General features: G+C 34.5%; 24 protein-coding genes. All 24 read right to left on the minus strand.

The window, feature by feature from the left end:
- Positions 1-354 precede the first annotated feature (354 nt).
- Positions 355-522, minus strand: coding sequence for a hypothetical protein (locus CBF30_RS11805; protein ID WP_170168943.1), 168 nt, complete (start codon positions 520-522; stop codon positions 355-357).
- 809 nt (positions 523-1,331) lie between these two features.
- Positions 1,332-1,607, minus strand: a complete 276-nt coding sequence (locus CBF30_RS04720) for a hypothetical protein (protein ID WP_148112258.1) — start codon at positions 1,605-1,607, stop codon at positions 1,332-1,334.
- A gap of 528 nt (positions 1,608-2,135) precedes the next feature.
- Positions 2,136-2,411, minus strand: a complete 276-nt coding sequence (locus tag CBF30_RS04725; protein ID WP_126823242.1) for an SseB family protein — start codon at positions 2,409-2,411, stop codon at positions 2,136-2,138.
- A 16-nt stretch (positions 2,412-2,427) separates the two neighbouring features.
- Positions 2,428-2,685, minus strand: coding sequence for a hypothetical protein (locus tag CBF30_RS04730; RefSeq protein WP_126823244.1), 258 nt, complete (start codon positions 2,683-2,685; stop codon positions 2,428-2,430).
- Positions 2,686-2,697: 12 nt separating this feature from the next.
- Complete coding sequence (locus tag CBF30_RS04735; RefSeq protein WP_245975007.1) at positions 2,698-2,874, minus strand: hypothetical protein; 177 nt, start codon at positions 2,872-2,874, stop codon at positions 2,698-2,700.
- A 1-nt stretch (position 2,875) separates the two neighbouring features.
- The gene (locus CBF30_RS11945; protein ID WP_245975008.1) at positions 2,876-3,148 is read right to left on the minus strand and encodes a hypothetical protein; all 273 of its coding nucleotides are present in this window, start codon (positions 3,146-3,148) and stop codon (positions 2,876-2,878) included.
- 417 nt (positions 3,149-3,565) lie between these two features.
- Positions 3,566-3,715 carry a hypothetical protein gene (locus CBF30_RS11950; RefSeq protein ID WP_245975009.1) on the minus strand — a complete coding sequence of 50 codons (150 nt, stop codon included), beginning with the start codon at positions 3,713-3,715 and terminating at the stop codon, positions 3,566-3,568.
- A gap of 522 nt (positions 3,716-4,237) precedes the next feature.
- Positions 4,238-4,708: a hypothetical protein gene (locus CBF30_RS04750; RefSeq protein WP_126823246.1), complete on the minus strand. Its 471-nt coding sequence runs from the start codon at positions 4,706-4,708 to the stop codon at positions 4,238-4,240.
- An 11-nt stretch (positions 4,709-4,719) separates the two neighbouring features.
- Positions 4,720-6,114: a zincin-like metallopeptidase toxin domain-containing protein gene (locus tag CBF30_RS04755; RefSeq protein WP_126823248.1), complete on the minus strand. Its 1,395-nt coding sequence runs from the start codon at positions 6,112-6,114 to the stop codon at positions 4,720-4,722.
- Between the two features lie 117 nt (positions 6,115-6,231).
- A complete protein-coding gene (locus CBF30_RS04760) occupies positions 6,232-6,531 on the minus strand; it encodes a hypothetical protein (protein WP_126823250.1) in 300 nt (99 codons plus the stop codon).
- Positions 6,532-6,546: 15 nt separating this feature from the next.
- Positions 6,547-7,140 carry a hypothetical protein gene (locus CBF30_RS04765; protein ID WP_245975010.1) on the minus strand — a complete coding sequence of 198 codons (594 nt, stop codon included), beginning with the start codon at positions 7,138-7,140 and terminating at the stop codon, positions 6,547-6,549.
- 191 nt (positions 7,141-7,331) lie between these two features.
- Positions 7,332-7,514, minus strand: a complete 183-nt coding sequence (locus tag CBF30_RS04770; RefSeq protein WP_126823252.1) for a hypothetical protein — start codon at positions 7,512-7,514, stop codon at positions 7,332-7,334.
- Between the two features lie 381 nt (positions 7,515-7,895).
- Positions 7,896-8,606 carry an enhanced serine sensitivity protein SseB gene (locus CBF30_RS04775; protein WP_126823254.1) on the minus strand — a complete coding sequence of 237 codons (711 nt, stop codon included), beginning with the start codon at positions 8,604-8,606 and terminating at the stop codon, positions 7,896-7,898.
- Positions 8,607-8,608: 2 nt separating this feature from the next.
- On the minus strand, positions 8,609-8,887 hold the full coding sequence (locus tag CBF30_RS04780) for a hypothetical protein (protein WP_126823256.1): 279 nt from the start codon (positions 8,885-8,887) through the stop codon (positions 8,609-8,611).
- Positions 8,888-8,896: 9 nt separating this feature from the next.
- Positions 8,897-9,853, minus strand: a complete 957-nt coding sequence (locus tag CBF30_RS11955) for a pre-toxin TG domain-containing protein (RefSeq protein WP_245975011.1) — start codon at positions 9,851-9,853, stop codon at positions 8,897-8,899.
- A 155-nt stretch (positions 9,854-10,008) separates the two neighbouring features.
- The gene (locus CBF30_RS04790) at positions 10,009-10,461 is read right to left on the minus strand and encodes a DUF5085 family protein (protein WP_126823257.1); all 453 of its coding nucleotides are present in this window, start codon (positions 10,459-10,461) and stop codon (positions 10,009-10,011) included.
- The gene (locus CBF30_RS04795) at positions 10,458-10,913 is read right to left on the minus strand and encodes a hypothetical protein (protein ID WP_126823259.1); all 456 of its coding nucleotides are present in this window, start codon (positions 10,911-10,913) and stop codon (positions 10,458-10,460) included. Before CBF30_RS04795 ends, CBF30_RS04790 begins: the two co-directional genes overlap by 4 nt.
- A 1-nt stretch (position 10,914) precedes the next feature.
- Positions 10,915-11,682 (minus strand): hypothetical protein, encoded by a 768-nt coding sequence (locus tag CBF30_RS04800; protein ID WP_126823261.1) that lies wholly within the window; start codon positions 11,680-11,682, stop codon positions 10,915-10,917.
- A gap of 20 nt (positions 11,683-11,702) precedes the next feature.
- The gene (locus tag CBF30_RS04805; protein WP_126823263.1) at positions 11,703-13,184 is read right to left on the minus strand and encodes a T7SS effector LXG polymorphic toxin; all 1,482 of its coding nucleotides are present in this window, start codon (positions 13,182-13,184) and stop codon (positions 11,703-11,705) included.
- A gap of 24 nt (positions 13,185-13,208) precedes the next feature.
- Positions 13,209-13,490, minus strand: a complete 282-nt coding sequence (locus CBF30_RS04810) for a TIGR04197 family type VII secretion effector (RefSeq protein WP_126823265.1) — start codon at positions 13,488-13,490, stop codon at positions 13,209-13,211.
- 11 nt (positions 13,491-13,501) lie between these two features.
- On the minus strand, positions 13,502-13,945 hold the full coding sequence (locus CBF30_RS04815; RefSeq protein ID WP_126823267.1) for a YwqH-like family protein: 444 nt from the start codon (positions 13,943-13,945) through the stop codon (positions 13,502-13,504).
- Positions 13,946-13,976: 31 nt separating this feature from the next.
- Positions 13,977-18,434, minus strand: a complete 4,458-nt coding sequence (essC, locus tag CBF30_RS04820; protein WP_126823269.1) for a type VII secretion protein EssC — start codon at positions 18,432-18,434, stop codon at positions 13,977-13,979.
- Between the two features lie 3 nt (positions 18,435-18,437).
- Positions 18,438-19,673 (minus strand): type VII secretion protein EssB, encoded by a 1,236-nt coding sequence (essB, locus tag CBF30_RS04825; RefSeq protein ID WP_126823271.1) that lies wholly within the window; start codon positions 19,671-19,673, stop codon positions 18,438-18,440.
- 3 nt (positions 19,674-19,676) lie between these two features.
- Positions 19,677-19,934: an EsaB/YukD family protein gene (locus CBF30_RS04830; protein WP_126823273.1), complete on the minus strand. Its 258-nt coding sequence runs from the start codon at positions 19,932-19,934 to the stop codon at positions 19,677-19,679.
- Between the last annotated feature and the right edge of the window lies 1 nt (position 19,935).

Consider the following 19,935-nt stretch of genomic DNA (forward strand, 5'->3'; position numbering starts at 1 on the left):
AACTATTAGCATCTTGATTGCCCGTCTTGCGATAAATTGTCTTTTTTATTTAGTTATACTTACTCTTTCCATGGTACCTGATTTAAGGTCAACTTTAAGTCTTATTCCTGAAAAATCTGTCACAAATACATGATTAGTGTCATCCACACACATAAAAAAACAATGGGGGAACAAATATATTTAGGATTATTTTTAGGAGGAGTATTCTTAATTTGCCAAACAATCTCCCTATTTCTTTAAATTCACCCATTCTTTGTTGCATCATATCATACTGAAATCCTCCGTCTTTCCTTCCAAATAACGGATTAACTTCCCCAGCCCTGATAGTATTAGCTTTAGGTCGGGTAAACTCTCCTATAAATTCAGGCAGTTGAGGTGACGCAAATTTTCTTGTATTTGCAAAGGAGTTAGCCCTTTCACATCTTTGGCTTGCATCCCCACACACAATCCGATTTCTACACCATCATATTTTCTAACAACTTCGGTATCTTCTATAAGTTTTATTTCCTGAACGCTGGTCATCTATATGATCAACTCCACTAACTTTCTCCACTACATTCATGTTTTTTATGGTGCTTTTTTCCGACGTGTTTCATCATTTAATGACTATTGGACTATTTGTTTTCTATTTTTTTGCAATTTCATTACCCTAAACATAAAAATTAGTTACTCCCATCTGAGGAAAATAAGCATTCTTCGCCACATCTTTTAATATTTCTTTTTTTCTGAAGCGTTCATATCTAAATTTCAAATTTCTTTTAGGATTTTTCATTAGAATATTTTCTAATACAGCTTTATGTTGAAAAATTGGGTTATTTTATCTCCTGTAAAGTATCACAAAAATGACAAACGTACCGTTTATCCGCAAATTATACAATGGTTTCACTCTACTCTACTCCTATATAAACAGTAGGATTCAATTTTGAGTGTAAGAAGTTAATTATTGACTGTTATCTAGTAACCCGTACTCAAAAATGGGCTTCCACTTACCCCAAAAAAATAACATAGATTTTCCCATGTTATTTTTTGTTTAGGAGAAACGCTTTTATTTTATTTCGCACAATTTGTATGCACTCTAAAGTCATTACGAAAATACTAATTATCAATGCTGCAGCAAAGAAATATATTACAAATATGAAATTAAAAAAGAGTGAGTATAGAACATAAAATAAAATAATTATAGATATATACTTTGTTATTTTATCAATTTTCTTTCTCTTAAACCATTTTTCATCATCCAAAAAAGTGCACTCCCTAATTAGCTTTTAACTATCTCATTAGCATGAACCAAAACCGAACAATCGGATTATCTGTAAATACCAGCCTTCACCTTATTCTTCCTCCATCTGATCTTCCTTGACAAAATCCTCGGGAAATCTTTTTCTTAAATAATACACCATGTAAAAATGTGCAGATAAACTAGTTGTCATATAACCAACCAGTACAGCTATAGAAACTAGGAAGAGACTTCCTATGCCAACGTTTGTTAGCATATTAAAAATGAATAATAAATATGCCGCTACAGGAGTAATACCAATAACTACTGTATTAACAAATTGAATCCTTTTTTTCCTTGCAACATTATTTTTGTAATAACCTAATTTCAAACAAACACTCATTATTATAAATGATAATGGAATAGTAAAAATCTGAACGAAAAATAAAGCATTAATAATGTTGACTAACTGCTTTCCTGTATAATACTGACTTATCAATTCTGGATTTTCATTGAGAAATATTAAAAAACCAAACATCAAAAAACTGATACCTAATACAGTAAGTATGAGATTGGGTATCGCCCAGGTAACAATTTCCTCATAAATACATAGATTGAAATTAAAAGAAAAAATTCAAAAATAGGGCACATAATGTTGTATTTTATAAAAGAGCTTAGATTCTGTTTATACTCTTTCATTTTAAATTCAATCATATAAAAATCTTCTTTATTAAATTGATCAAATAGTTTTTTTCATTTCTATCTCCTCCTGATAGTTTATCTTGATTAATATTGTACCATCATTAAATACATTTTTTATACTTATTAGTACTAATTAAATTTTAGTTTATCCTATAGTATAAAAGCAATACCTATTCTCACAAATTTCAATTTATTCCTTTTAATTCTTTTTGAACAATTAAAAATGATCATATATAGTAAAAACTACAGCATTACTTTCTTCACCTAATCGGAGATTCTTCCAATCTTTAAAAGCTGGTATATAATCATTGCCTACAGAGTCCTCGATTTTAATAATATTAATTTTATTTTTAGAATCTAAGTTAACTGGTAATAATAGTTTTGAGTCTTCTAATTCTTCGTAAAAAAATTGCTTATTCTTTTGTGTATAATCTTTTTTAATAATTTCAATTCTAGTTACTAATTCAGAATTTTTAACTTCTTCTTGTTCCATTCTTTTATCTCCTAATTTATGATAATAATCTATCTAATTTTTCCAATTCTGGAATAACAGGACTAGAAAAATGCGTAGTTTCATCAACAAACTCTCTAATCAAACTGTTAAAATTTATTTTTTCTTTATAAGTTTCATCACTCAACGCTGATGAATAAATATTTTTAACAATAGTTTGAATGTTCTTTACTACTCCTGCATAATATTGTTGATTTGGAAATTCCTTATCTAACAATATTAAAATTTTTCTACATGTTTCTTTTAATTCTTCCATTTTGTTTCACTCCTATTTGCTAGGTACTACTCTTATATCAGTAATCCACTCTAATGGCCAATCTTGAGGCAATAATATTTGATCCGCGCCTCCTTTTAAAACTGTTCCAGTTTTGTCATTTATTTGAGGAGCCACTTTCCCAATATTAAGTTTTTCACCTTTAGGTATTGTTATTTCCGCTTCATACATTCTAGAATTTTTCCACTCTGGTAAAAAGTGCAGTATCCATCTTGGCATCTATTCTCGAAACGGCTGGCTCTGTTGTGGCAAACCCTCCACCAGCATCTGCATTTCCGCCAAATGTTCTATAAACTTTTAATTTATCTACGGATTCGACAGTTCTATAATAATTATCTGTATATGTTTTTTTCAACCCATCTTGTAAATCTGCTTTTTCTACTTCAATAACTTTAGAATCTATTTTTGTACTATACTCACCATAAGACCCACTGCCTTTCTCCACTGCACTCCTGTTTCTTATTGAAAAACGATACTTTTTTTACAACTATCGTTTCATTTTTATTTAGGTGTTGTCTTACGAGTTATCTCTTTTTATTTCCGTACAATAAATACAGCTAGCACTTGTTAGCTACCCACAAATTGATTAGTGAGTTCGAGCTTACTATTCAATGGTCTGTTCTTTGACTTCAATCAAAGGAGAGAGTGCCTTTTTATTATTCGTATTCAATATAAATTTTACTCAAACGATTATTTTTTTTAAATGAAATAATTGTTTTGACTACTTCCTCTAAATCATTTTTCATTGAATTCTGATTAATTTTGTTAATATCAAAACATTCTAATTGACTAATGGAAAAAGAGTTATCTTCTATTAACCATGGTGAACCATCATACCATCCCTCATAATTAAAGTATTTTTTCACAACCCCTCTTTTTCTACATTACAATCTAATAAGTTATCTAAAATAGTCTCAAAATAACCATTCCAAATTACAAGTTTATTATTATCAGTAACAAGAGAAAGCTCTGATTCTACTTCAAAACCTTCATAAAATCTACTATCAATCATTTAATTCATCCCTTCCAATGACTTTTATCTAAAATTCTTATTTGTTCTGACGTAGCATTTCCTGCTTTTATTGAGTTTAGAGAAAAATATCAATCTAAACCATTAGACCTTTTTCTTACTCTATAATTCTAATAGCTGTTTTTCCATTTTCTCCATGGATTGATTGAAATCTACATAAAATAATGTAAAGAATTGGGAACGAGTATATTATTTTCTAGCGATTTGTTGTTTGTTGACGGGTCTATTTTCGTACTCGAAAAACTTTTCTAACACTGGTAACACCTCTTGACATTATTGAAGCTGTTCCCATACATCATAAAGTGCGTAAATATCTTGGTGGCTTATTTTTTGTTTATAACATTTCTTTCACTCCTTTAATTTTTTGATACACGAAAAACGGTACCTGTGGTTGTTTCCTCACTAATACCGTTTCAATAGTTTCATATTTTTCAGCTCAAGGCTCTACTTACTCAATTCCCGTCGAGTGGTAGAGTGCTTTTTTGTTTTATTATTATTTAAATACTATTCTACATGGTCATCTTCACTCATAACATACTCAATATCTTCATCAGTAAATTCATTACCCTCATACACTGGATGCCCGTTTGGGCTAAGTATTCCCATTACTTTTTTATCTTTATCCGATACTATAAGAGTGTATTCCTCCATAAGAAATGGGTTATCTGGTAAATCTACAGTAACTCTCCAAGCTGGTCGAATATCATCGTTGTCTCTATCATTTGGATCTATTTTAAATGTGTATGCTTCGTCAAAAAGTAACTGATTTATATCTTCATTTACAGTTCCGTTTAGCTTATCTGGGTCAGTGAATGTTTTTTTATGATACGTTTTTGCAACTTGTATTGCTTCTTTTGGAGTTAAAGTTGGTTCAATTGTTATTTCACTTATTTTTCTGTGATGTAGCGGAAAATCATTTTTGACTTTTTTTATTAACTTTTCTAATTCTTCAGCTGTTCTTTTGTGTTTAGACACAAGTTTACCTCCTATTTTAATTTAAGTCTCAGACGTTCTATATACTCTATAGAATGAATAATTGATTGATCATCAAATAAATGTTGGTTTTTCATTATTTGTTCAAACACGTGTTCTTCTCGTTCTAAGACTGCTAATTTTGCATATGCATCTTGTCCAATATTTAACCACTGCTCTGCATGAAATCCCTCATGATGTAGGGCTATTTGAGTTGGATTTTTAGGAAGTACTATCTTCCCCGTTTTGAAATTAAATCCTCCATCTACATTAGCGGGTAAAATCTTACCTTTTTTATCTATAGTAAGTTTCACACCATTTTGTCCAAACTTTTTTTTGAATGACCGTATTTCTTTTCTAGTTGCTAAACGTTCACCTATATCATTCTGTTGAATATTTATTCTTCTATAATCTAGATTAGACCCATCAGCTTTCTCTACGGCACTCATGTTTCGTGCGGTGCTTTGGAGTTCTTTGTAGCTACTTCTACTGGAGTGCTTTATCATTTGTGTGAGGTTTTCAAGGGTGCCAGGCTGTGTTCCTTTGACCATGCTGACACTCTTGCTAAATGCTCTTAGCTCTGCTGTGCCTAGTCCTAGACCGACGACGCCTAAGACGCCTCGTGTCCAGCGCTCGCCAGTCCCTAATTCTCGCCCACTAATCAGGTTCTTCCCATTTGCTGCGCTGATCACTTCGCTGCCCGCAAGTGTCACACCTAATGCCATACCTGCTGGTGGACAAAAAATTCCAACTACTACAGTTGCTGTTACCGCACCGACTGTGAAAAACATCTCTTTGCTTTGTTGCCCATCTTTCACCGACTTATACTCAAAAGCACCAGAATGTAAAATCGCCGTTTGATACTCACTGTAGCTAATCTTATCTCCACCCGGATGATTTTTGAGATAGCTCTTCCACTCTCGGTTCATCAGCTTGCCAACAAAATTCTTCCCGTTTACTATATCCGCCAAGTCAATGTTGGTCTTTTCGATTTCGATTGTTTGACCAACCCCATCCCCATAGATCGTTTCTTTTGACGTAATTCCTAAACGATTCTTTGTGGTATACTCGCTAATATCTAGATCTCGTACCGCTTCAATATAGGCATCTATTTTTTTATAGAATGGATCATCTATTTCCTCTGCCAACACGCCGTTTACTTGCGTCGTAAACTCTTGTAGAACAGCTAGCTTTTCTCCGAGAGTTTCATACTTACTTGTATGATTTTCATGGCTAAAATGGATCAAACGATCTTCATCATAAGAACGTATCACTTCCTCTGCCTCTTCCAAATTTCTGGAAACGGCTTTTAACTCTTCGGTGACGCCGATTCCATAACAGCCTGTCAAGTGTGACAAGGCCTGATTCGTTTTTTCCCAGCTACTCTCAGTATACTTGACATCTGGCATTTTTTCACCTTGTTTTCCTTTTTCTTATTGAAAAACGATACTTGTTTTTACAACTATCGTTTCATTTTTATTTAGGCTCCACTTTCTCGATTGCCGTCGAAAAGTGAAGTGCCTTTTTTATTTTATTAAATTCCAAAGCTTACCATTTAATGCACTGATGGCTTGATTGATTTCTATTCTTTTTGAGTTATCATTATCCCAAACATAAAAATCAGTTAATCCTCCTTGAGGAGGATAAATATTCTTCGACATATCTTTTAATATCTCTTTTTTTTCCGAACTATTCATATCTGAATCTATAATTTCATTTATATCTTTTAACTTCTGAATTTGATAATTGATTTTTCCATTATCATATTTTATTAAAAGTGGTAATAATTGTTGTACTACAATTTTAATCTCAAGTTCAGTTTCCAAATAACTCACCCTATCCTACTTTAATGGTTGCTTGCCTAAAATGTTTACTTTGTCTAGAAGCCATGGCTCTTGGATAAATACTTGATTATTATTTAAGCCTCCTTGATAGACTCCACCTTGGTTCCCCACTGGTCCTTTGTAAATTGTTGTACCAGCTGGTATCTCAATTTTATAAACTGTATCTATGGTTGACGTTCCCGTTAACGCTCCATTTTTATCTAACCATTGAGGTTTTACTGCAGAATTGATTCGAACATTTGCTACTGAACTGGGTGGTGTTTCTGTAAACCATTGTCCTAAGGGACTAGTTGAATCTCCACCTCTATAATAGACTTTCGTTTCCTTTAAAACCTCCATATCGTATCTGCCGCCATAAAAATTCTTATTTGGTTGCCCTCTAACTTCATTCAATGGGCCTGGATTGTCATATCCATTATATTTATAAGTGTATAAATCATCATACTTTGAAACTACGTTAGCCCCACCAACTTTCTCCACTGCACTCATGTTTCGTGCGGTGCGTTGGAGTTCTTTGTAGCTACTTCTACTGGAGTGCTTCATCATTTGTGTGAAGTTTTCAAGGGTGCCAGGCTGTGTTCCTTTGACCATGCTGACACTCTTACTAAATGCTGCGCCTATTCCTAGACCGTCGACGCCTAAGACGCCTCGTGTCCAGCGCTCTCCGCTCCCTAGATCTCGGCTACTAATAATGATAATGATTCTTTTAATCCATAAAACACTCTAAAAAAGTCAATAGAACGCTTCAGCTCTCCTACTTCGCTTTTCAGTATCTGAGGAACTCAAAAAATACTGGTTTTATTTTGAACCATCTCTAATAATCGATTGATTCTACTCATAATTTTTGTTTGGTTTTTATAAAACAAGTGTAATAATTGTGAACAATAATAATGACGATTCATAATGGTACTGTCTGGATAATCTATTGCTTCAAAGTCACGGTCTATAAATACTAATGCATACATCCACGCTTTCAATTTTTAGATGTAAACATCCAATCGTTCATATTGTTCAAATGTTACTCTTACATATTGATTTTCACTTGTCATTTCTTTTTCTTCCTCTCAAAGTCCATTGAAAGTCAGCTTTCTCTAAAAAAGAAAAACGATACTAGTTTTCACTAATACCGTTTCAACAGTCTATTTCACTAGCTTTGTACACTAAATAAATTCAATAAAGGCTGGAATTCTCCCTTATTTTTAGGTACAATCAATGCATCTAGCTTTTTGTTAGCTATTGGCAACTTGATTAGTGAGTGTATGCTTACTATTCAAGGCTCAATCACTTGATTACCAGCCTTGTGATTGAGTGCCTTTTTATTTAAATTTTCTTCTCAATAAATTTTTTTATTTCCGTTTAAAAAAAGGCTCATACCCTTTTGTCACATTTTGACCTAAAGAAGTATTTAAAGATATTATATCAAGAACATCGTCACTTTTTAAAAACTTTTCTACACACTTACTGATTTTAGGTAATATTGTTTCCTCATCTTTCGTTTCAATGACCAGTAATAAACTTATCTGATTTGCTTTTACCATTTGAAGTAAAAAAGCACTTTTTACAGAAGTTCCTTCTTCAAAAAAATTTTTACATGCTTCAACCAATTGGTAAGGATAATCTTTAGGCATACCAATAGAAATTTTTTCACCTTTCTTAATAGTCGTCTGAGATTTTTCTAAAAACTGAAGATTTTCTCTAGTTAATACTAAATTATCACTATAGGGATTAATAACAATCCCAAATATACTTGAATCAGATTGCACTATATTAAAACATTCTTCAAATGTAAAGATAGTTGATTGTGATTCTTTTGTGTTGTCACTATTTAGTTGAAAGTTTTGCCAATCTGTAAATATTGGCAAATACTCATTCTCTTGTTTATCCAATATTTTTATAATAGATATTTTGTTCTCTTCTTTTACTATAGCAGGTAATAAAAATTTACTTTTCCATAATTGTTCATAAAATTTATTCTCAATTTTTTTTGTATATTCTTTTCGTAAAAGCTTCATCATTTCACATAACTTGGGATTTTCTACGATATTTTGCTTATTCATGACTATCCCTCCTCACTAAACTGTAATTTTAATTCTTTTGATAACAGTTCTAGTTCTTTTAAAATAATACTAGAATAGTCACCTGTATCATCTACAAAATTTCTGGATAAACTTGGAATGTTAATAGTTACTTTTTTTACACTATCTTTATCATCGATCTCATCTAATAACTGTTTGACGGCTCTTTTAATTCTAACAATACTATAATTATCTTTTTCCTTCCACTGACTTTTTTCTATAGAATCCAAAATTTGATAACACTGCTTTCTTATATTTTCCATACTACACCTCTACTTACTTGGAACAACTCTTGTATTTGTTATCCAATCAGAAGGCCAATTCTTTGGTAATAAAATCTGATCAGCTCCTCCAGATAAAATAGTACCTGTTTTAGTCGTTTGTGGTGCTACTTTTCCTATATTAAGTTGTTGCCCTTTTGGAATTGTAATCTCAATCTCATATTGTCTACTATTACCCCATTCTGGCAACAATGCTGTATCTATTTTAGCATCTATTCTTGTTGTTGCAGGTGAGGTTGTTCCATATCCTCCGGTTTGTTTTGCTCTTCCTCCATATGTTCTATAAATTTTTACTTCTTCTAATGTTTCAACAGTTCTATATTGACCGTCTGTATAGGTATTTTTTATATCATCTATTAGATTTGCTTTTTCTACTTCAATAACTTTAGAATCTATTTTTGTACTATACTCACCATAAGACCCACTGGCTTTCTCCACTGCACTCATATTTCGTGCGGTGCTTTGGAGTTCTTTGTAGCTACTTCTACTGGAGTGCTTCATCATTTGTGTGAAGTTTTCAAGGGTGCCAGGCTGTGTTCCTTTGACCATGCTGACACTCTTACTAAATGCTCTTAGCTCTGCTGCGCCTAGTCCTAGACCGACGACGCCTAAGACGCCTCGTTTCCAGCGCTCTCCGGTCCCTAATTCTCGCCCACTAATCAGGTCCTTTCCATTTGCTGCGCTGATTACTTCACTACTCGCAAGTGTCACACCTAATGCCATACCTGCTGGCGGACAAAAAATCCCGACTACTACAGTTGCTGTCACCGCACCGAATGTGAAAAACATCTCTTTGCTTTGTTGCCCGTCTTTCACTGACTTATATTCAAAAGCACCAGAATGTAAAATCGCCGTTTGATACTCACCGTAGCGAATCTTATCTCCACCCGGATGATAGTTGGGAGTAAAATAACTTACTTCTAAATAAAAGATATGAGCTACGCACAAACGCTACATAAATTCGAAAAATTTTCGATTTATATAAACCCAAGTTTTTATCTATTGCCCCTACTATAATTTACCTTTTTGAGCTGTCAATTTTATTGTTTTTAGTCTTATTTTCAAACCGAATAAACTTATTCGGCTCAAAGTAAAATTAAAAACTAGTTTTCAAACAATGCCTTTAAATAAATTTCAATGTATATATGATCCTCTACTACCCTGGGCATAACAAAAAAATGAGAGCCAATTTCCATATTGTGTTCTTCTGTATAACGAATTAATTCAATATGCTTTTCAATTGTTTGTGTTTCATAATCATTTGAAACTCTGGTCATAATCATACTTTCTATTAAGAAATAGGATCTAAAGATGATTTCTTTATCCTGCATGTCGGGCAACTGATTTTCTTCTACCGGAACGAAAACCTCCATTGTCAAAGGTTCTTCTCTAAAATCTGTAATTGTGGAATAAAACATCGGACCACTTGGTGTTAGATTTCGCATTTCTAATTCTTTCCCCATTTCCTCAATGACCAAATTCATATCATTTGGATAGAGGGTATAAAATTTAGAGACAACGTTACGAAATGAAATCATTTGACCTTCTGCTATCATGACTCTCCCCCATTTTTGATAGGCATATAGACATCAATCATTACTTCATTAAATACATCTAAACAAATACAATACGCTTTTTTTTCAACTACAACGCCAATTTTTTTCGCTTCTTGCTCTAACATATCTTGGACATACGATAAATTTGGTTCACTATCTGCGTGTCTCATCATCATTGCATCTGGTATCACCAATTCATCCACAAAATCAATCTGAGCATTCTCATTTCCCTGCAACGGAACGTTGACAGGCATAAAAAATTCGAACTTTTTAAACTCCGGTTCATTTTCTCTTTTCTCCATAGAAAAAAGAGTCGGTCCATTTTGATACACACCTTCTGCATATTCTAAATTCTTCAATAGTTCAAATCCCTGCTCCCATTCATCTTCTTTCATGATTGCTTGAAAACGTATTAAATTTTGCATAATCAATGGACTTCTATCAATCTTCATGCTATTCTTCCTCCATTTGATCTTCCTTGACAAAATCCTCAGGAAATCTTTTTCTTAAATAATACACCATGTAAAAATCTGCTGAACAACTTGCTCCAAAATATGCTCCAATAATACAAACTAATGGAAAAACTTTATCTATTGAATCTATTGAACTAAAATGTGCCTGTCTAAATAAGTTAATAAAAAAGACAATAGATGTTGCTACCGGGAGTGCCGCTATAGATAATGCATTATAAAGTTGAATCTTACTTTCTTTCGAATCATTTTTTCTATATAATTTCAATTTCAACTTCAAAAACATAAAAATAAATGATAAAACTATTGTAATCAATAAAACTCCTAATAAGATATTTAGGATAGAGCCTATTTTGTTCGATTCACTCAAAGAATAGATTAATTCTTCATTGTTATCTACTGAAATAGAAAAACCTAATATGACCAATGTTAGACATATTAAAACAAAAGTTTTAAAATAATGCCTAGCCTGTTTCAAAACATTGGACCGATTTTTTCTTCTAAAATACATAAACAAAGATTGAATCATATAAATAAAGCTTGCAACTAAAAATACTAAATATAGAATAGGTTGCCCCTCAGTAAATACACCACTAAGTACTACAATTATATATATGTTGAATAATAAATGAATCCATGGCCACAAAATATTAAGTACTATAAATGAACCGATGCTTCTCCCGTACTCTTTCATTTTGAACTCAATCATATAAAAATCTTCTTTGTCAAATTGATCAAATATATTTTTCATGTTTTAACCCTCTCTATTTTTTAACCAAATGCCCATTTTCCAACACTCTGAAATCCTTTTGTAATATCAGAAACAGTGTCAGAAACAGCTTTTGTAACTTCTTTGGCCTTTTTAGTAACAAATTTTCCTGCATCAGAAACAGTTTTACCCACGCCATTCTTCAATACATAATTCATTCCTTTTTTTACGCCATTCATAGCCATTGAACCTATTGCTCCAACACTAGCACCAATTACTGTACCAATAACTAGTCCCGCAGGCCCGCCTAAAGCCGTCCCTATTGCCATTCCGACCTGTGCAGAAGCTCCCGAAACGGCCAAATCTCCAACTGTCCCAACTACCGTACTCACTATGCTTTTATTTTTGCTTAATCCAGAAGTTCTTGCTTCATTATAATTGTCATATGCCATTAACCCAGTGGTGGCAACTGATAAAACAGATCCTCCAGCTTTCAAAGCTTTTCCAACTTTTGACAATTCTTTATAGCCTTTAAAGTCAACTAGTTTAAAGCTTTTTTTAGCTCCGTCAAACGCAGCCTTTCCTATTGCTTTTGTCACTCCTTTTACATTTTTTCCAGCGTAGTTAAAAAGAAAATTGGGATCTCCTTCTATACATCCCATTTTTTTAAAAATTTCTTTTCCTAATTTTGTTACCTTTCCATGTTTAAAGCGCAAGACTTTATATCCCGTATTTCCCCACTTCTTGCCGTTTCTTAAGTATGTGGCTATTTTACCATCTTTAATAATCACCGAAGCATTATTGACGTTTTTTGCATCTTTCCATAGTTTAGCATAATATAAACCTTTTGCAGGAGTTTTAATATAATTTTTATATGTTTTTCTTATATTTTTACTATTTTTTATTTCAGCTATAACACTATTTCCCATTGAGGCTTGATATGCTTCTATCCCTCCTTTGCTAGTTGATATTTTTTTCATGTTTTTTTGAGCATTTTGTAAGGCTGAAATTGATTCTCCAACCAGTGAAACGATTTGTGCTTCTTCCGACATATATTGATCAAAATTTTCCACTAGACTAGTCATAACCTTATTTACATTTTTATGCGCACTTAAAAATAAACTTGCATTGACTTTACTCACACGACAGATACTACTAACCGATGCGATTTCATCATTTATAGCATCCACCTCTTTCTTTATCGCCTCTTTCTTACTTTTTAATTTTTTTTCTAAAGATTGAATGTAATCTGTTTTGATAATACACGATTGACTTTCATCTACATTAAAATGAAATGACTCTATTGACGACTTTAATGCTTTTTGTAAATCATCGATTGAATCTTGATAGGACAAGCTTACATTCAGGTGGACTTCTTCTAAATAATTTTTTGTAGCAGTTGCCCCCTTCCCTGAAAAAGACTTCATACTGGAAAGATTTTGTATTGATCCTCTCATCCCAACTACAGCATCTCTTAGAGAGGAACTATTTTTCTCAAAACTATTATAAAAATCATGAACTTCACCCATCTTGATATTTGACATTATATTCACCTTCTACTTTTTAAATTATTTACTTTTTGACTGTGCAATTCCTTCTGCAATTGCTTTGTCAGATTCAACTATTTTTTCTCCCATTTGCATAATTTTATCAGTATCATCGGTTACTAATTGCTTATAATTGTCAATCATACTTTTAAATTCTTGAATGATTGCGACATAATCTGTAAATGGTGTAATATTCGTTTCCCCAAGATTGTCACTACATTGAAATTTTATCTGTTGTACTTCTGTCTTCACTCTTTTTATATTTGTATCAAAAACTTGCTTGTCTAATGTAACTTTTGCCATACTACCTCCTCCTAGATGCTATTTATTTGTGCCGTTAAACTTGAAATTAATGCTGTCTGACTGCTGATTTGGCCTTCGAGTGTTGTCATTTTTTGTTCCAATTCTCGTTTTTTGGTTTCAATGTCTTCAATTGATTGTTCGATTTTTTTTGCGATTCTACTGGCTTCTGCTTGCATTTCGGCTAGATTTCGTTTGGCATTATTTGCTTTTTGGCCCTGCCAGGAACTGGGCTCAATCGTCGTTGAGCTCAGTTGTTGTTTACTTGAATTAAAATCTGCTTCATGTGTTTTAATCGCAATTAATGCTTTTTTTAATTTTTGTATTTTAGCTTGTAAACTACTTTTTTGACTATTTAACGCATTTAAATGACTACTTGCAGTACTTACTTTTCTGCTAAGTTCTGAGCGCTTTAGCGCTTTTTCTTGGGCTTTTTTTGCCTCATCCTTATCTGACATCTCTCACTTTCCCCTTTTACATTTTTACATTTTATACATGTGGATGTTTGATTTTAATGAACTGTTTATCCGCCACAACATATCCACTGTCTACTTCTAAATCAGGTTCTTTGGACATATAAGGCTTATCTGCATACATTTGGTCGGATACCCTCATTGCAAAAACAGCAGTTTTTACCAATTCTTTCACCAAGCGAGCAAGCCCTATGCGTGTTTTTGCCATATACTGATGGTCGCCTGCAAGAATAAAATAAAGACCTTTTCTATTTCCCTCTTGCATGAACTCTTTGAATTCATCCTCGGTCAATTTAGCAGCTTTTTCAAAACTTTCCATATCCGTAATATAAATAAACCATTTAGGTAATTTTGATATTTCTTCTATATTACGATTTCTAAGCTCTATCAACAAATCGTTTTTGACTTGTTCCATATTCTCAAGATTCATAATATACGCATTTACTTCAACAGACTCTCCATCAAAATTTTTACCAGAATCAATTACCATTGTATTTGCTTGTTGGTTCAATAATTCCATGCTGCTCAATATTGATTCTTTTAAAGGTTGTAATGTTTTCAGTTGCTCACCGAAAACAGCTAAATTCCCATGATACTCAGGGATATAAGGAAATACTTCTACCTCTTCAAAATCAAGGCCTAATGGCACAGCACCTTTTTCAACAGCTCGCCTGACTGACCTCTTTTGTCTAAACTCTTCAAAGTTCAAAATTTCTGGAATCATTGGAATCTCCTCTGGTCTTTCCCCGCTCCAGTAAGCATCCATCTCACTTGCTTCACGGCGCATGTTCTCAATGATTTCAAGAACATCATCGCCGTCTGCTGGGAGGGCGGTTTGGAAGATTTGCGGTTCTTCTAGTTTGATCAAGCCACGTCCGGGTAAATCATCTACTACCAGTTGAGTTCTGCCAACAATGGCACGTGCTTCGCTATCATCAATCAGTTTTAATGGGATTTGGACTTTGATATTGCTATACAAGTTCATCCGCAAGCTATTTTGACGTCCTGCTGAGAGAATCAAATGAATTCCTACTCCAGCCCCTTCACGGGCAACTGAGACAATCATCGCTTCTAATGCTTCTCCAAATTTGGTGTTTTTCATCCCTTCAAATCCGTCAAGTGGAATCAAGATAATGGGTTCTTCGTTGCCACTGGCTTTTTCATACATGTCAAGGGTAGCTACTGAAAATTCGCTGAGTAACTTTTTGCGTCGTTTGATTTCTGCTTGAATGCGTCGGATAAACTTGCCAATTTTTTCTTCGTCATCAATCGTCATCGTATCTGCTACATGTGGCAAGTGTTTAAGTGGCAGTAAGCCATTGGTGCCAAAGTCAAGTAGATAAACATGCAAGTGCGCCGGTGAGTGTGTTCTCGCTAGATCCATCACAACGGTTTGAATCAAGGTAGATTTGCCATAACCTGGACTCGCATATACGGCAATGTGTCCGTCTTTACTTAGGTCTACAGTAAGCGTTTCTTGTGCTTGCATACTTGGGATATCTACAAACCCAATCACAGGTTTCATAGCGGTTTTCGCCTTGTTCCACGCTTCTTTAAAGTCCACTTGGTGCAGGTTGCTTAAGTGGATTTGTTCTGGAAGCGGTGGTAGCCATGGACGAGGTAAAGGAGCAATGTTTGCTTGTGCTACTACAGTGTGAATGCCATCCACAATCGCCTCTAATTCGGTTGGTACTTGTTGGATATCTTCAGCATTCTCTAACCCGCTTAAATCTTCGCTTAGAATTTCGTATTGCCCTAATTCGTTGATGCGATAAATCGTGTAATCTTCAATATTTTGATTGTCTTTATCAGGTTGGTAATCCGCCCCACTCCAGGCACTTTGGAATAATTCGTAGATTTCGTTGTTCCCTACTTGTAAATAAGCCCGTCCTGGCTGGGTAATTTCTGCGGCATCAGGAGTTTTGAGCATTTCCATAGAGTCTTGTTTGTCTGCTACTTTTAATGCTAGTTTGAATTTCGAGTTGGACCAAATTTGATCATTAACGACTCCACTTGGCTTTTGCGTTGCAAGAATCAAATGAATCCCAAGTGAGCGACCAATACGTGCAGTTGAGACTAATTCATCCATAAATTCTGGTTGTTCTGCCTTTAACTCAGCAAATTCGTCTGAAATTAAGAATAAATGCGGCATTGGTTGGGACACGTCCCCATTTTTGTAAAGTTTTTGATATTGATTGATGTGATTGACATTATTTTCTGAAAACAATCGTTGACGACGTTTCAACTCGGCATTAATAGAAACGAGTGCGCGCATACTTTGAGCACCATCTAGGTTGGTGATGGTGCCAAGCAAATGCGGCAAATTTCTAAACAAGTTCGCCATGCCTCCACCTTTATAGTCAATGAGTAAAAACGCCACATCATAAGGGTGAAAGTTGACCGCCAAACTGATGATATAACTTTGGACAATCTCTGATTTCCCTGAACCCGTTGTTCCGGCAACCAATCCATGTGGCCCATGTGCTTTTTCGTGCAGATTGAGATAGACAACATCGTCTTTCCCACGCAGTCCAAGCGGTACCGCCAAGCTTTTATGTGGAGAATGTTCCTGCCAGCGACTTTCAACGTTTAGTTCTTCGAAATGCTCGACGCCGTATAATTCCATAAACGTGACAGATTCTGGAATACTACTTTTAAGATTTTGCAGGTGATTGAGTCCTGCCAAAGTTCTTGGAATTTGTTCTTTGTCAAATGCTTGTGGGAAGTGATCGAGCTTGAAAGATGTATTTCTCAATTCTCCTTGTTCCATCACTAGGACTCCTGTTTGGCGATCCCGAATATCAATAACGGTTTGAACATTATCCGAAAGACTGCTCATCACGTCTTCAACAAAAAGGATACTACAGCCAAGTTCACTTGGATCTTCATTAAAAAATTCCATAATAACGTGATCCAAAATCAATTTTTCATCTGTAACCATCACGACGTAGTGTGGACTAAACAAGGTACTTTCACGACTATTCCGATTTTCATCCAACTGGTTGCGACGGTTTTTTAGGATTTGATTCAAACTATTTAGCACCTGATCTCGACTTCTTTGATTGTAAACAAACCCCCGGACATTCATATCTTGCAGAGTCGAGTGTCTAAACCAACGCATCCATTCCCAAGACTGTTTCTCTTCTTCTGGAAAAATCGAAATAAACTGCAAATCATGATAGCTATGAAAAGTCGCAAGTTGATTGATTAGGAGATGCAATTGTTCAATTACCAAACTTCTTGGTCCGATGTATCCAACCGGCCCATTCATCAGATTGGCGGTGATTGGCATGTCTTGAATCATGAGATTTTGCTCATACAAGGCATAGCCTTGTTCCTCTAATTCATCGCCTTTTTTCTCTCGTTCTTTATTGGGATAGTCCACCTGTGTAGTCGTATGAACCTCACCTAAGCCTAATCGATAATATAAAAAATCAAAATGAAGCGGTGTTTTTTCATAAATACGCGGTGAGTAATGTTCCACCAGTTCTTTGATTTTGATAATACTTGGATAATGATACAACTGTCCCTTTTTCTGTGTCTCATTTACTTGTCTTAATTCGATTGATTTTTTTATCAAGTAATCATGATAATTTTCTTTTCGAGCTTTTGTCTCGATTTTAAACTCTTTTCTCGTTTTGAAAAAATTGACTACTGAAAAAATAATCGTTGCAAGAGTTGTCGCAATCGTGGCTAACACATACAGACCATTGGGACGAATAAAGGCCATTGCGACACTCACCATAATCATAATCAGTGGTGGAATCAAGGTTTTCAGTAGTTGTTCGGTTGGTTTGGTCGGCTCTTGTGGCGGAGTGCTGATTGTAAGCTTGTCTTCTGGCTCTCTATAAATGACCCGAGGAGAACGATGGAAATCAGGATATTCCCGTGAAAATCCGTACCTAGAGCGTGCTAACTGCGGTAGTTTGGCTGCAACAATCGTCTCACTGGTCACATGAATTTCATTTGGGAACACGCGAAAAGTGGCACTGCCAAAACTGATTTCATCTCCAGCTTCCAGCATAATTTGATCTGCTACGAGCGCTTCGTTATTCACATATAACTGTTTTGAAAACGAAAGCAACTCCCACTTATCTGTTGCTTTTTTTAATAAAAATTGGGGTTCGCTAGTCTCAAGTCTTAAGCTACAGCCAGCTTCATCGCCGACATAAATTTCGTGTTCATTTGAGCAATCATACATTTTCCACAAAGCGTTCTTCGAAAGAAACAATTGAATTTTTTGATTGCCCTCACAATCTAATATTTGCTGGTCAATCAATGGTACACTCTTTTGGTCGGTTTGAACATGCCATTGATCTGCTTCAAAATAGAATTGCCACGCTTGGCCACTTGGCACCTGAGGTAATAATAGATCCGCATTTGGCACATTTCCCACTATCAGCTTTTTTTCGGTATTGAGTGGCAACTGATAACGAAATGGAGCAAGGTATAGCGTTATATTTGCTTGGTTCACTGTTTATTTCCCTCCTGATGTCGTCTGACTTGTTGTTTCTTTCTTACTAGTACTTGAGTCGGTACTTGATTCTTGAATGCTTTTATTTCGCTCGTCTTGATATTTTTTATAGTCTTCTTGTAGTTTCGTGATTTTTTCTTCTTTTTCTGATCCAGTCAATTTGCTACTACTACGAACCTGTTCAATCTTTTGAGCAATTCCATATAGAATTAGATCAGATTCTTCTAAATTTTTAGCAATATCAAGCGCATTGTCAAAATCTCCACGTCCAATGTTGACCCAGTAAGTCAAATAATCTTCGCTTGATTTTAAACTGAGATTGTTGTAGATGGCCGTTTTTTGTTTTTCTGTCAGTGTAGCTCCTTGGACGACACTATAGGCCAACTCATACTTTTGTGTATAAGGAATTTTGTCGGTCTTTACGCTTTCTAATTTTGAAATCACCGTATCATAATCTTTTTTTAAAAAAGAAGTATCTGTTGCGAGCATCTTATCTTGAAAAGGTACTTTAAAGAACAGAAAGTAGGCTAATGGAATCAGCAATAATACAGCAAGTGCACTCACCCAAATACTAGCTTGTTGAAAAATCCGATAGTTTCTTTTTTTGACTGTTCTAAACGTTTTTTGGTTATAGCTCACCGTTTTTTGGTACAAATCAGCCAAGTAGGCTTCTATCGCATTAAAATCTTTTGCTTGCTGAATGGTCGTTGCAAACTCACTTCCTTTGAAAATCTCCAATTGTCCGTCATAGAGTTCCTCAAAGCTGACTTTTTCTTCAAACAAAGCAATCACCAGTGCTTGATACTGCCTTAGTAAACCATCTGTATCCAAGTCTTTCGGGCTCATTTTTCCTTTTAATCCACGATAGGCAATTTTGGGTTGTAAGTTGCGATCAAAGACGATATTTTCAGGGGCAATAAAAAAAGTGAGCGGTAGGCTTAATAAGTTTTGAACCGTGAGTAAATTCCAAGCAGCCCGAATTTTTTCAGCTTTTGGCAAGTGTTTCACTTGATAAAAACTTTGGTCATCACGCTCGATTTGATACGTAAAATCCACACTATCTTCTTGCCAAGAAACCTTGCAAGGCAATAGCTTTGGCTCGGCCATTTCTAAAAGGAGCAACTCTTTTTCCTCTTGAACTTCAACCTCAGACTGTTTTAAAGATAGCTGCCACTTTGCTGCTTCTTTTTCAAACAAGAATTCTTTTTTTTCAAAATTAATACTGATTTGTTCCGCCATGATTTACTCCCCTATCACTTCGAGAATATCCCCATTCGTTAAGGGATAATCTTTCAATTTTTTATTATCATCTAGGATTATTCGTTTATTTTTCACTTTAATTTGATACTTGTTTGGTTGAATCTGTTTTTGGAAAATCTTATTGATTTCTGTCAAAAGGTGGTAGACGGAAATATTTTTAGGAATTCTTAAATCATAGGATTGATCCTTATTATCTTGAAAATAGAGTGTAATGTTTAAATGATCTTCTTTCTCTGCCATT

This window comes from Vagococcus entomophilus, assembly GCF_003987595.1.
Taxonomy (GTDB): domain Bacteria; phylum Bacillota; class Bacilli; order Lactobacillales; family Vagococcaceae; genus Vagococcus_E; species Vagococcus_E entomophilus.

What these genes read in the sequence shown, in the direction of transcription:
- CBF30_RS11805 (WP_170168943.1), bottom strand. Translation starts at nt 522, where the DNA reads ATGACCAGCGTTCAGGAAATAAAACTTATAGAAGATACCGAAGTTGTT.
- CBF30_RS04725 (WP_126823242.1), bottom strand. Translation starts at nt 2,411, where the DNA reads ATGGAACAAGAAGAAGTTAAAAATTCTGAATTAGTAACTAGAATTGAA.
- CBF30_RS04730 (WP_126823244.1), bottom strand. Translation starts at nt 2,685, where the DNA reads ATGGAAGAATTAAAAGAAACATGTAGAAAAATTTTAATATTGTTAGAT.
- CBF30_RS04735 (WP_245975007.1), bottom strand. Translation starts at nt 2,874, where the DNA reads ATGTATGAAGCGGAAATAACAATACCTAAAGGTGAAAAACTTAATATT.
- CBF30_RS11950 (WP_245975009.1), bottom strand. Translation starts at nt 3,715, where the DNA reads ATGATTGATAGTAGATTTTATGAAGGTTTTGAAGTAGAATCAGAGCTT.
- CBF30_RS04755 (WP_126823248.1), bottom strand. Translation starts at nt 6,114, where the DNA reads ATGCCAGATGTCAAGTATACTGAGAGTAGCTGGGAAAAAACGAATCAG.
- CBF30_RS04765 (WP_245975010.1), bottom strand. Translation starts at nt 7,140, where the DNA reads ATGGTCAAAGGAACACAGCCTGGCACCCTTGAAAACTTCACACAAATG.
- CBF30_RS04770 (WP_126823252.1), bottom strand. Translation starts at nt 7,514, where the DNA reads ATGTATGCATTAGTATTTATAGACCGTGACTTTGAAGCAATAGATTAT.
- CBF30_RS04775 (WP_126823254.1), bottom strand. Translation starts at nt 8,606, where the DNA reads ATGAATAAGCAAAATATCGTAGAAAATCCCAAGTTATGTGAAATGATG.
- CBF30_RS04780 (WP_126823256.1), bottom strand. Translation starts at nt 8,887, where the DNA reads ATGGAAAATATAAGAAAGCAGTGTTATCAAATTTTGGATTCTATAGAA.
- CBF30_RS04790 (WP_126823257.1), bottom strand. Translation starts at nt 10,461, where the DNA reads ATGATAGCAGAAGGTCAAATGATTTCATTTCGTAACGTTGTCTCTAAA.
- CBF30_RS04795 (WP_126823259.1), bottom strand. Translation starts at nt 10,913, where the DNA reads ATGAAGATTGATAGAAGTCCATTGATTATGCAAAATTTAATACGTTTT.
- CBF30_RS04800 (WP_126823261.1), bottom strand. Translation starts at nt 11,682, where the DNA reads ATGAAAAATATATTTGATCAATTTGACAAAGAAGATTTTTATATGATT.
- CBF30_RS04805 (WP_126823263.1), bottom strand. Translation starts at nt 13,184, where the DNA reads ATGTCAAATATCAAGATGGGTGAAGTTCATGATTTTTATAATAGTTTT.
- CBF30_RS04810 (WP_126823265.1), bottom strand. Translation starts at nt 13,490, where the DNA reads ATGGCAAAAGTTACATTAGACAAGCAAGTTTTTGATACAAATATAAAA.
- CBF30_RS04815 (WP_126823267.1), bottom strand. Translation starts at nt 13,945, where the DNA reads ATGTCAGATAAGGATGAGGCAAAAAAAGCCCAAGAAAAAGCGCTAAAG.
- essB (WP_126823271.1), bottom strand. Translation starts at nt 19,673, where the DNA reads ATGGCGGAACAAATCAGTATTAATTTTGAAAAAAAAGAATTCTTGTTT.
- CBF30_RS04830 (WP_126823273.1), bottom strand. Translation starts at nt 19,934, where the DNA reads ATGGCAGAGAAAGAAGATCATTTAAACATTACACTCTATTTTCAAGAT.